Source organism: Thiobacillus sp., assembly GCF_024708915.1.
This window is the reverse complement of record NZ_JANJXQ010000085.1, coordinates 35,958-47,537: the sequence shown is the minus strand read 5'-3', so window position 1 is coordinate 47,537 and position 11,580 is coordinate 35,958. Positions and strand designations below refer to the sequence as shown.

Here is an 11,580-nt window from a genome sequence, read left to right as displayed (position 1 = left end):
CCCGGCAGCCTGGAAGCGATCGCGCGGCTGACGCGCGAGGGCTGGCGCGTGGTGGTGGCGACCAACCAGTCGGGGCTTGCGCGCGGGCTGTTCGAAATGGCGACCCTGAACGCGATCCACGCCAAGATGCACAAGGCGGTGGCGCAGGCGGGCGGGCGCATCGAGGCGGTGTTCTACTGTCCGCACGCGGCCGACATGAACTGCGCCTGCCGCAAGCCGAAACCGGGCCTGTTCGACGAGATCGCCGCACGCTACGGGCGGGATCTCGCCGGCGTGCCGGCTATAGGCGATTCGCTGCGCGACCTGCTGGCGGCGGCCAGCGTGGGCGCCCGTCCGCTGCTGGTGCGGACCGGCAAGGGCGAAAAAACCCTGGCGGCGGGCAGCCTGCCCGAGAACACGCCGGTATTTGCCAACCTGAGCGAGGTGGTCGATTACCTGCTCAAGGCGGCGGCATGAATTTGCTCCGCTCGCTGATTTTCATGGTTCTGCAAACCGTGCTGACGGTTTTCTTCAGTCTGGTTGCCTTGCTCAGCTTTCCGTTTTCGGCGCATACGCGTTACCGGATGATTACCGGCTATAACCGCATTGTGATCTGGCTGGCGCGCTGGGTGCTCGGCATCCGCTATGTGGTGAAGGGCGCTGAAAACCTGCCGGATCAGCCTGCCGTCGTTCTCGCCAAGCACCAGTCGGCGTGGGAAACCGTGGCGTTCCTGTTCCTGTTTCCGCCGGTCTCGCCGGTCATCAAGCAGGAACTGCTGAACGTGCCGTTTTTTGGCTGGGCATTCCGCATGCTCTCGCCCATCGCCATCGACCGCGGTGCCGGGCGCGAAGCGCTCAAGCAGATCGTCGCCCGGGGCAAGGAAAAAATCGCGCAGGGATTCTGGGTGCTGGTGTTTCCCGAAGGCACCCGCGTCGCCCCCGGCGAAAAAGGCCGCTATGGCATAGGCGGCGGCTGGCTGGCGGCGGAAAGCGGCGTGCCCATCGTGCCGGTGGCGCACAACGCGGGCGAGGTGTGGCCGAAAAATGCCTTCATCAAACGTCCCGGCACCATCACCGTCAGCATTGGCCCGGCCATCGACACGGCCGGCAAAAGTGCGGCCGAACTCACCCGCGCGGTCGAGGCCTGGATCGAGGCCGAAATGGCGAGGCTGCCCCCTGCTGCCGCACGCCAATAACGGGGTGTTGCAGCTCGGCGGCATCGCGGTGCCGTTTGCGCTCAAGCGCTCGCGCCGCCGCCGCACGCTCGGCTTGACCGTGACGTCGTGCGAAGTGCGCATTCATGCGCCGAGCTGGACGCCGCGCGCCGAGATCGAGCGTTATGTCGTGCTGCAGCGCGGCTGGCTCACCCGCGCCTGGGCACGGATGCAGGCGCGCGCAGCGCAACCCGGGGCGCTCGCCGCGAACGAGGTGCGTTATCTGGGGCGCGTCCTTGCGCTCGATATCCGGCCTTCATTGTTCAGCGAGGTGCGCCGCCATGGCGGCACACTGCGCATTCATGCGCCGTACGATGCCGACGCCGGATCCTTGATCCGCAACTGGCTGCAACTTCGCGCCGAACGCCTGCTGGCCTGGCGGCTCGCACGCATCGCCCGCAAACTGGGGCGCACGCCCAGCCGTTTTGCCCTGTCCGACGCGCAAACCCAATGGGGCAGCTGCACCCGGCATGGCCACATCCGCCTCAACTGGCGGCTGGTGCAGGCGCCGCTCGCGCATATCGACTACGTTGCCGCGCATGAGCTCGCCCACCTCGTCCACCTCGACCATTCGCCGCGCTTCTGGGCGCAGGTCGCGGCGCTGTGTCCGGACGCGCTTGCGCGGCGCGCCGAGTTGCGCACAATGAGTACAACGCTGTTCCAGGTTTGAGTTTGACTTTTCTTCCGCGCAGGACGCGAAGGCGCGCGAAGGAAAAACCAGGATCGCTCGTCGAGCGAAGAACCCATCTTCCGGCAAGGATTCGTCTTTGCTTTTGGATTTTCTTCGCGCCCTTCGCGGATAACAGAATGAAAGGCCTGCTGTCATGAGAATCCTGCACACCATGCTGCGCGTCGGCGACCTCGACCGTTCGATCGATTTCTACACCAGCGTGCTCGGCATGAAACTGCTGCGCCGCAAGGACTACCCCGGTGGGAAGTTCACGCTTGCTTTCGTCGGCTACGACAGCGAGGACAAGGCGGCGGTGCTCGAGCTGACTTACAACTGGGGCGTCGACCAATACGAAACCGGCAGCGGCTACGGCCACATCGCCATCGAGGTCGACGACGCCTACGCCGCGTGCGACGCCGTCGCAGCCAGGGGCGGCAAGGTGCTGCGCCCGGCCGGGCCGATGTCGCATGGCACCACGGTGATCGCGTTCATCGAAGATCCCGACGGCTACCCGATCGAATTCATCCAGAAGGGAACCGCCGGGTGGGTGAAGGAATGAGCGGAGTAACGGGTATGCGCCCGCGCCGCAGCGCGCGCTAACCGATTGCCTTGGTGATCAGCGGCACCAGGGGTTCCGGCAATGCGATCTTGCCGGACAGCGCGAAGCCCTGGGCGGTCTTCGACATCTTCTGCCATGTCTTGCGGATGATATCCAGCCATTTCGCCTCGTCGTAGTCGGGCTTGCCCTGGGCGAAGGCCAGCATGTAATGCTCGATGAAGACAAGGTCGGCGATGTCTTCCAGCAATTGCGTTTCCGGATTGCTCTTGATGCCGCGCTTGCTCACCGCCTTCTTGACGCGTTCGATGCTTGCGTCGTCGTAGCCGGCCTGGCGCATCAGCTCGCCCGTGGTATCGGCGTGAAACGTGTAAAGCCCGGTGCGCCACGCGTGATAGCCCTCCTTGTTCATCGGATAGCTGCTGCGCGGCACCTTCCAGCGCTGGATGTGCTGGGCGCGCACTGCCAGTTGCGCCACCTCGGAGGCTTGCGGTGCAAAGCGGGCGATCATGTCCGACATGCGGCGGCCGTAAAGCAGTTCCTTGGGCTGGCCTTCATCCTGATTGGGGTCTTCCGCATTGGCGGCATCAAACAGTGCCATCGCTCGACTGAAGCGTTCCTGATTCTCGATCATCGTTAGCATTCCTGGGTTGGGGGGTAGGCTATCCAGAGTCGTTTCCTGGATAGGCCGGAATATTTTCCTGGGCCGCACGGCCGGTGTCGGTTTCCATCCTCGATTATCTCAAACATCCGGGCCAGCGGCCCGGCTATCCCATCGATCGGCGCCGGCGAAGCTTGCATTTCCGGATCGGGCCCCAAGATACGTCGAATGTGTTTCATCAACCCCCAGCCGACTCGACCCAGAGGAATCCCGCCGTGACCGATCTCTTTTCCCCCGCCCGCTTCGGCGCCATCGAACTTGCCAACCGCGTGGTGATGTCGTCGCTGACGCGCAACCGCGCCGGTGCGGGCAACGTGCCGACGCCGCAGGTGGCCGAATACTATCGCCAGCGCGCCTCGGCCGGGCTCATCCTGACCGAGGCTTCGCCGGTCTGCGCGGCGGGCCACGGCTATCCCCGCACGCCCGGCATCCATACGCCCGAACAGATCGCGGGCTGGAAGCAGGTGACCGATGCGGTGCATGGCGCCGGCGGGAAGATCGCGCTGCAACTGTGGCATGTGGGGCGGATTTCGCATCCCGATCTGCAGCCGGGCAGCGCCCTGCCGGTCGCGCCGTCGGCGATCCGTCCGCCCGGCCAGGTGTTCACCGGGCAGGAAATGAAGGATTTCGTCACGCCGCGCGCGCTCGAACTTGCGGAAATCCCCGCCCTGGTCGCCGACTTCGGGCAGGCCGCGCGCAATGCCGCCGATGCGGGTTTCGACGGCGTGGAAATCCACGCCGGCAATGGCTATCTGCTGGATCAGTTTCTGCGCTCGTCGACCAACCGGCGCACCGATGCCTACGGCGGCAGCAAGGAAAACCGGGCGCGCCTGCTGCTGGAAGTGCTGGATGCCGTGTGCCGGGAAATCGGCAGCGACCGCACCGGTCTGCGGCTGTCTCCGGTGACGCCATTCAACGACATCAGCGACGACCATCCACAGGAGACGTTCGATTACGTTGTCGGCCAGCTCAATTCGCTGCAACTCGCTTTTCTGGACGTGTTGCAGGGAGCCGGCGGCACCCCCCGGGAAGAGTGGCCGCCATTCGATTACGACAGGCTGCGTGCGCTGTATTCGGGCAACCTGATCCTCAACAACGATTACGATTTTGCAATGGCACAGGCTGCGGTGACGTCGGGTACCGCCGACGCGATTGCGTTCGGCCGTCTGCTGCTGGCCAATCCCGATCTGGTGGAACGATTCCGCCGCGGCGCGGCCTTGAATCCGCCCGATTACGCAACGTTCTACGGCGGGGATGAGAAGGGGTATACCGACTATCCCTTCCTGCCGGGCTGAACCGGCCTCGCTCAGCCGAACAGCGGCTGGGGACGGTGGATGGCGTAGCCCTGGGCATAGTCGACGCCGATTTCGCGCAGCCGCCGCAACGCCGCCTCGCTCTCGACGAATTCGGCGATCGTCTTCAGACCGAGCGCAGCGCCGACGCGGTTGATGGCCTCGACCATGGCGAAATCGGCGGCATCCTCGGCGATATGCCGCACCAGGCTGCCGTCGATCTTGAGATAGTCAACCGGCAGGTTCTTCAGGTAGCTGAATGAAGACATGCCGCTGCCGAAATCGTCCAGCGCGAACTGGCAGCCGAACCGCTTGATGGCGTGCATCACTTCGCGGGTGCGCCCGAAATGGCTCACCGCCACGGTCTCGGTGATTTCGAAGCACAGCCGGTCCCCCGCCAGCGTTGTACGGCGCAGCGCGTCTTCCAGAAAGTCCATGAACGTATCGTCGTTGAGGCTGGCGCCGGACAGGTTGATGGCGCAATGCGTGGCCCGGATGCGCGCCATTTCCGCCTGCAGGCGACCGCCTTGCCCGTCCAGCAGCAGATGCTGGATGACCCAGCGGTCGATGGCAGGCATCAGCCCGTAGCGTTCGGCCGCCGGGAAAAACCGGTCCGGCGCAACGATCGCGCCGTCCTCGTCGATCAGGCGCAGCAGCATTTCGACATGCCCGGCTCCCTCCCCTGGAACGTGTCTCAGGTCGAGAATCTGCTGCTGCCAGATCTGCAAGCGGTTTTCGTCCAGCGCCTTCTGCAGGCGAGCCACCCATTGCATTTCCTGGCGCCTGCCGGTGCAGGCGGTGCCGCCGGAATAGGCCTGTACGCGGTTGCGTCCCCGGTCCTTGGCAACGTAACAGGCGGCATCGGCCGCGCTCAACGCGTCTTCCGCGGAAACCGTGTCGCTGCCGATGGAACACAGGCCGACGCTGGCCGTCACCTCGACGCTGCGTCCATTCCAGGCGAAGCGATAGCCGGCCATGGCGGCGCGCAAGGTTTCCGCCACCCGCATGCCTTCTTCGATCGACTGGTCATGCAGCAGCAGTCCGAATTCGTCGCCGCCCAGGCGAGCGATCACGTCGCGCTGGCTCGTCAGCCGCTTCAGATGCCGGCCCAGCTGGCGCAGCAGCTCGTCGCCGGCCAGGTGGCCGCAGCTGTCGTTGACCAGCTTGAACTGGTCGAGGTCGATATAAACCAGGACATGCGATCCGCGGCGGGTTTTCGCGTTGCCGACCAGGGCATGCAGGCGTTGCTGGAATTCGCGCCGGTTGACCAGTCCAGTCAGATCGTCGTGGCGGGTATGGTGCTGCAACGCGGTTTGCAGCAGCCTGCGCTCGGTGACGTCGCGCAGGATGCCGATCACCAGTTCGCCGCTATTCAGGCGTACGCGGTTCATGCTGATTTCAACCCAGCGCGGCTCGCCGCGCGGCGGATCGATCTCCATTTCGAAGCGCGTTGCCCGCCCCTCAAGCACGGTGCGGAAATGCTCGCGGAACAGGGCGCCGGTCTCGGTCAGGCCAAATAGCTCGGTAATCGGCATGCGCCGCCCATGCGCGGTCAGCTCGGTTTCGCTGACCCCGAGCCAGGTGGCCATGAGCGGGTTGGCGACATGGAATTTCATCTCGTCGCAGACGACAAAAATGCCGTCGTTGGCGCTATCGATATAGGCGCGCAGCAACTCACGCTCGATTTCGGGCTCCAGGCCCGGCGGGCAGGCTGAGGGTGGGTATTGAGTGCGGGTGTCCATAAGGTTGGGGCAGGCGACTACCTGAGTATCGGATTTGGGCCATCAAGCTTGAGCCGCCAGTCCGCTTCGCTCACCTTGCCTGCAGGTGAGGTTTACGCTGCGCGGTTTTGCCCGGCCAGATGCCGGGTGATGGCTTCGTAATCGGCGACGGCGAGATTTTCCGCGCGCTTGCCGGGGTCGATGCCGAGCGCGGTAAAGTCAGCGGGCTTGAGCAGGCTGCCGAGCGTGTTCTTCAGGGTCTTGCGACGCTGCGAAAACGCGGCGGCGACGACGCGCGCGAACAGCGCCTCGTCGAGCGGGGCGATTTCAGCCGGGGTTTTGGGGATCAGGCGGACGACTGCGGAATCGACCTTGGGTGGCGGGTTGAAGGCGGCAGGCGGGACGTCGAGCAGCCATTCCAGGTGAAAACGGCGCTGCAGCATGATCGACAGGCGTCCGTAATCGGCGGTCGAAGGCGCGGCGACCATGCGTTCGACGACTTCCTTCTGCAGCATGAAGGTCATGTCGCGGATGTGCCCGGCGAACGCCATCAAGTGGAACAGCAGCGGCGTGGAGATGTTGTAGGGCAGGTTGCCGACGATGCGCAGATCGTGGCCCAGCGCGGCGAAATCGAATTTCAGCGCGTCGCAGCCGTGCACGCTGAGCCGCTCGGCCGGCCAGGTTCTTTGCAGGCGCGCGACGATGTCGCGGTCGAGTTCCACGGCGTGCAGGTGCGGCAGGCGCTCGAGCAGGGGCCGCGTCAGTGCGCCGAGGCCGGGGCCGATCTCGACCACGATGTCGGATATCTGCGGGTGGATGGCATTGACGATGGCATGGATGATGCCGTCGTCGATGAGGAAATTCTGGCCGAAGCGTTTGCGGGGGGGGTGCATGTCAGGGGGCTGGACTCAAGGGGCAAGTTTCAGGATGCAAGATCCACGTTGCAAGGGGCGGGCGTACGCCCTGGCGCTCACGGCTTACCGTTTGCCGCTCGCCATCTCCAAGGCCATTTCAATCGCGGCAAGCAGGCTGCCCGCTTCCGCCCGCCCCGTGCCGGCGAGATCGAGCGCGGTGCCGTGGTCGACCGAGGTGCGGATGAACGGCAGGCCCAGCGTGACGTTCACGCCGGCGCCGAAGCTGGCGTATTTGAGCACCGGCAGGCCCTGGTCGTGATACATCGCCAGCACGGCATCGCAGCGCTCGCGGCGGATGCGCGAAAACAGCGTGTCGGCGGGCAGCGGGCCGACGAGGTTCATGCCTTCGCCACGCAGGCGGTCGAGCGCGGGTCCGATGACGTCGATTTCCTCGCGCCCGAGGTGGCCGGATTCGCCGGCATGCGGATTGAGCCCGGCCACCAGGATACGCGGTCGAATGACGCCGAATTTGCTTTGCAGGTCGGCGTGCAGGATGCGGATCGCCTCGTCGAGCAGCGCGGGCGTGATGGCGTCGGCCACCTCGCGCAAAGGCAGATGGGTGGTGGCGAGCGCGACGCGCAGGCCGCCGCCGGCAAGCATCATCACGACTTTTTCGGTTCCGCTGCGGTCGGCCAGGTATTCGGTGTGGCCGGTGAAGGCAAAGCCGGCATCGTTGATGACGCCCTTGTGCACCGGCGCGGTGACGACGGCGCCATAGCTGCCGTCCATGCAGCCGGCGAGGGCGGCGTCGAGCAGGGCGAGCACGTGGGCGCTGTTGCCGCGGTCGAGCACGCCTGCGGTGACGGGGGCCGCGGCCGGAATGTGGCGCACATGCAGGCGGCCCGGCCGCTGCGCGGGGACGGCGTCGCCGCTGACGAAATCGGGCGCGATGCCGAGCTGGACGGCGCGTGCGCGCAGCACTCCGATATCGCCCAATACCGAGAGGCGGCATGGCAGCGCCTGCTGCGACAGCGCGATGCAGAGGTCGGGCCCGATTCCGGCGGGTTCGCCGGCGGTGAGGGCGAGAACGGGCAGATTCGCGGCTTCGCTCACCCTCGGGGTACCCGGATCAATCGAGCGGACGCAGTTCGACGTAGGCCGAGTCGCGGATCTGCCGCACCCAGTCCTGGAAGGCTTCTTCCCCCTTGCGCTCGCGGATGGCCTGACGCGCCAGCAGTTTCTGGCGTTCCTGCGTGACGTCCTGCTCGCGGCGCTCCAGCACCTGGATCAGGTGCCAGCCGAAAGGCGACTGGATCGGCGCGCTGACCCCGCCGGGCTGCAGGGCGTCCATCGCTTTCTCGAAATCGGGCACGGTGTCGCCGGGATTGAGCCAGCCGAGGTCGCCGCCCTTGGAGGCACTGGCGTCCTCGGAGTGCAGGCGTGCGAGCTCGTCGAATTTCACGCCGTTGTCGACGCGCTCTTTCAGTTGCAGCAGGCGGTTGCGGGCATCCGATTCCGAGGTAAGCTCGTTGGTCTTGATGAGGATGTGGCGGGCGTGCGTCTGCGTGACGTTGAGCGCCACGTCCAGCCCGCGCTTGTCGTTGAGCTTGAGGATGTGAAAGCCGTTGCTGCTTTTCAGCAGCGGGGCGACCTGGTCCGGCTGCAGCGGCTTCAGCGCGTCGGCGAACAGGGCCGGCATCTTGCCGCTGGCGCGCCAGCCGAAAGCGCCGCCCTGCAGCGCGTTGGGGGCGTCGGAATGGCTGGCCGACAGCTGGGCGAAATCGGCGCCCCTGGCGAGCTGGGCGAGGATATCCTCGGCGCGGTCGCGGCGCGCCTGGATCTGTTCGGGCGAGGCGTTCTCCGGCACGGTGACGAGGATGTGGGCGAAGTTGTATTCCGTCTCCACGCCCTGCTGTGCCTGGGTTTGCAGATAGCCTTCGATCTCGGCGTCGCTGACGGCGATGCGGTTGTCGACGTCGCGTTCACGGGCGCGTGCAATCAGGATTTCATTGCGGATGGTGCTGCGCATGTGGTCGAGGCTCTGGCCGTCCTTTTCCAGCGCGGCCTGCAACCCGGCCATGTCGAGCTTGTTCTGCGCGGCGATGCGCTGCAGGGCGCGTTCGACCTGCGTCGGGTCGACCCGCACGCCGGTGCTGCGGGCGTGCTGCTGCAAGGCGAGTTCGGTGACCATGCGCTCGAGCAGCTGTTTTTCCAGTATCTCGCGTGACGGCAGCGGGGTGTTCTGCCGCGACAGGTTGCGCACGACTTCGTCGTAACGCTTGACGAGCTCCTGGCGGGTAATGACTTCGTCGTTGACGACGGCAACGATATGGTCGAGCGGCTGCACCGCGGCGTGGGCCGGCAGCAGGGTCGAGGCGGCGATCAGCAGCGCCAGTACCCAGTGCGGGCGGCGCCATTCAGGGTGTTTGAAGAATTTCATTGCTTGGCCTGTATCCGGGAACACTTTGTTTCAAAACGTCGAGCGGGTTGGCGCCCAGGCGCCCCATGCCGCTCAACTCGAGCTGGATGAAAAACGCATCGGTGGACTGGTCTTCCTTGGTGGCCAGGCGCTGGAACACACCGCGCACCGCCCAGCAGCCGCCATTGTATTCAAGCCCGGCCAGCCCTTCGACCAGCTTGTCGTCCTGGAACGAATAGTTGTAGCGGAACATGCCGTACCAGCGCCTGGTCAGCGGCCATTGCGCGGACAAATCGATCTGCTCGGTGGCTTGGTCGATGAAACGGTAGCCGAAGTTCAACGTGCGGCCGGGCCCGGGGCGATAGGACGCGCCCAGGTTCTGCCGGATGGTGGTGCCGTTCTGGGTGTCGAACTGCCAAGCGGTGTCGATGCGCCAGTCGCGCGTGATCTGCCCGCTGACGGCGGCGAGCAGATCGGTGGCGCTGCTGGTGCGCGGGGGCACGCCGGGCAGGCCGACTTGCTGCGTGCTGAAGTAATAGCGCTGGCCAAGGGTGACCTGCAGGCGCTCCAGTCCGCTTTCGGCCTCGATGAAGCGGCTGGTGACGGCGAGCGTCAGCTGGTTGGCGTCGTTGACGCGGTCGCCGCCGATGAACTGGTTCTCGGTGAACATCTGCGCGTAGCTGAAATCGAGCAGCGCGGTGTCGAACACCGGGATCGCATCCTGATTGCGATACGGAGCGTATACATAGTAGGCGCGCGGCTCCAGCGTCTGCTCGAAATCGTGGCCGGCAAAGCGGAACGGGCGGTCGAAAGTGACGCCGGAATCGAGGCTGAGGATGGGCAGGTTGCGCGAGATGCGCTGTTTGTCCACGCTGTCGTCCAGGTCGTAATAGCTGCTGTGCCAGCCGATCTGCGGGGTGAAAAAGCCGAACGAGTTGGTCAGCGGCAGGCGCAGCGTCGGGTAGGCCAGCGCGCGGGTGCCTTCGGTCTGCGTGGGGTGGGCAAAGCGGGTGGCTTCGCTGTCCAGCTTGAACTCGAGCCCGTTGCCGAAGGTTTTCGTCATGCCCAGGCGGGCCTGCGGCAACCGTGCGTAAGGTTCGAGAATAGGGAGGGTCGACGTGGAGTCCTGCAGCGTCTGGTAGCTTTGCGCGCGCAATTCGGCATGCCAGTTGGCGTGTTGTGTGGTCAGCCAGGCTTCGCGATTGAGATGGGTAAGCGAGGTGATGGAAATGAGATTGGACAGGTCGCGGAAATAATCGTCGTCGGACACGCGATTGAACACCATGCCGGCCTGGGTGTTCGCGTTCAGGGCGGTTTCGTTCTTCAGCGCCACACTCCAGCGCGTGCGTTCGGCCACGCTGTCGTTGGGCAGGTATTCGAGGCGATTTTCACCGTGGGCGCCCGCCAGCAGGTAGCGGAATTCACCGCCCAGCTGAACGCCCCGCTTGGACAGCAGGCGCGGGTAGAGTGTGGCGTCGTAGTTGGGCGCGAGATTGAGGTAATACGGCACCAGGATATCGAGGCCGCTGCGCTCGGTGGTACCGAAAGTGGGCGCCAGCATGCCGGTCTTGCGTGCATCGCTGAGCGGGAAATCCACCCACGGCGTATACAGGATGGGCACACCGAGAAACCGCAGGGAAGCGTGGCGCGCCGTGCCCACGCTGCGGGTCCGGTCGATGTCGAGGTCGCTCACCTTGAGGAACCAGTCGTCGTTGTCCGCCGAACAGGTGGTATAGGTGGCGTCCTGTAGCTTGAAGTGATTTTCGTCGATGAACTCGATGCGGTCGGCGTTGCCGCGCCCCTGCTGCGACGGGAACCGGTATACCGGCTGGGTGAGCTCGCCGCTGTAGTCATCGAGGTTGAATTTGAAGGTGTCGCCGGCTACCTGCAGCGCGGCCTGCTCCAGCCGCACCTGGCCGCGTGCTTCCACCCGGCTCAGCGTGGTGTCGTAGCGCAGCCAGTTGGCGAAGAAGTTCTGCCCGGCCTGGCGGGCTTCCACCTGGCCGCTGGCTTCGATGACGTTGGCGGCGGTCGATTCGATGCGATCGGCCGTCACGAACAGCGGCCCCGCCTTGCCTGCCGCCGCCGAGCCGGCGAGCTCGACGTCTTTTTTCAGCGCGAGTCCGTTCGCTGCCGCAGAAGCAGCGGTCAGCAACAACACGACAAGCGCAAAGCCGGGCAGGATGGACAAGCGATGTAAAATCCGGAAGTTCG

At 65.2% G+C, this 11,580-nt stretch carries 11 protein-coding genes; 5 read left to right on the top strand and 6 right to left on the bottom strand.

The genetic code is table 11. The features are described from left to right. The 4 genes from gmhB to gloA form a co-directional block, all read left to right on the top strand. On the top strand, nucleotides 1-456 hold a 456-nt coding region (gmhB, locus tag Q0L94_RS07005; protein ID WP_296751690.1), incomplete at its 5' end, for a D-glycero-beta-D-manno-heptose 1,7-bisphosphate 7-phosphatase. Beyond that, a complete protein-coding gene (locus Q0L94_RS07000) occupies nucleotides 453-1,175 on the top strand; it encodes a lysophospholipid acyltransferase family protein (RefSeq protein WP_296751688.1) in 723 nt (240 codons plus the stop codon). The genes gmhB and Q0L94_RS07000, both read left to right, overlap by 4 nt. 4 nt (nucleotides 1,176-1,179) lie before the next feature. Then, nucleotides 1,180-1,863, top strand: a complete 684-nt coding sequence (locus Q0L94_RS06995) for a SprT family zinc-dependent metalloprotease (protein ID WP_296751686.1) — start codon at nucleotides 1,180-1,182, stop codon at nucleotides 1,861-1,863. A gap of 154 nt (nucleotides 1,864-2,017) precedes the next feature. Further along, nucleotides 2,018-2,422, top strand: coding sequence for a lactoylglutathione lyase (gloA, locus tag Q0L94_RS06990; RefSeq protein WP_296751685.1), 405 nt, complete (start codon nucleotides 2,018-2,020; stop codon nucleotides 2,420-2,422). A gap of 37 nt (nucleotides 2,423-2,459) precedes the next feature. Here gloA and Q0L94_RS06985 read toward each other — a convergent pair whose 3' ends face one another. Further along, a complete protein-coding gene (locus tag Q0L94_RS06985) occupies nucleotides 2,460-3,053 on the bottom strand; it encodes a DUF4202 domain-containing protein (protein ID WP_296751682.1) in 594 nt (197 codons plus the stop codon). A 242-nt stretch (nucleotides 3,054-3,295) separates the two neighbouring features. Between Q0L94_RS06985 and Q0L94_RS06980 the strand changes: the two genes are divergently transcribed. Then, nucleotides 3,296-4,375, top strand: a complete 1,080-nt coding sequence (locus tag Q0L94_RS06980; protein WP_296751679.1) for an alkene reductase — start codon at nucleotides 3,296-3,298, stop codon at nucleotides 4,373-4,375. An 11-nt stretch (nucleotides 4,376-4,386) separates the two neighbouring features. On the opposite strand, the gene Q0L94_RS06975 is transcribed toward Q0L94_RS06980, so the two are convergent. The 5 genes from Q0L94_RS06975 to Q0L94_RS06955 all read right to left on the bottom strand — a co-directional run bounded on the left by Q0L94_RS06975 (nucleotide 4,387) and on the right by Q0L94_RS06955 (nucleotide 11,557). Then, on the bottom strand, nucleotides 4,387-6,114 hold the full coding sequence (locus tag Q0L94_RS06975) for an EAL domain-containing protein (protein WP_296751677.1): 1,728 nt from the start codon (nucleotides 6,112-6,114) through the stop codon (nucleotides 4,387-4,389). 92 nt (nucleotides 6,115-6,206) lie between these two features. Next, a complete protein-coding gene (gene rsmA / locus Q0L94_RS06970; protein ID WP_296751674.1) occupies nucleotides 6,207-6,986 on the bottom strand; it encodes a 16S rRNA (adenine(1518)-N(6)/adenine(1519)-N(6))-dimethyltransferase RsmA in 780 nt (259 codons plus the stop codon). A gap of 84 nt (nucleotides 6,987-7,070) precedes the next feature. Continuing rightward, on the bottom strand, nucleotides 7,071-8,060 hold the full coding sequence (gene pdxA, locus Q0L94_RS06965; RefSeq protein WP_296751671.1) for a 4-hydroxythreonine-4-phosphate dehydrogenase PdxA: 990 nt from the start codon (nucleotides 8,058-8,060) through the stop codon (nucleotides 7,071-7,073). A gap of 16 nt (nucleotides 8,061-8,076) precedes the next feature. Further along, complete coding sequence (locus Q0L94_RS06960) at nucleotides 8,077-9,387, bottom strand: peptidylprolyl isomerase (protein WP_296751668.1); 1,311 nt, start codon at nucleotides 9,385-9,387, stop codon at nucleotides 8,077-8,079. Next, on the bottom strand, nucleotides 9,365-11,557 hold the full coding sequence (locus tag Q0L94_RS06955) for an LPS-assembly protein LptD (RefSeq protein ID WP_296751665.1): 2,193 nt from the start codon (nucleotides 11,555-11,557) through the stop codon (nucleotides 9,365-9,367). Before Q0L94_RS06955 ends, Q0L94_RS06960 begins: the two co-directional genes overlap by 23 nt. Nucleotides 11,558-11,580 lie beyond the last annotated feature (23 nt).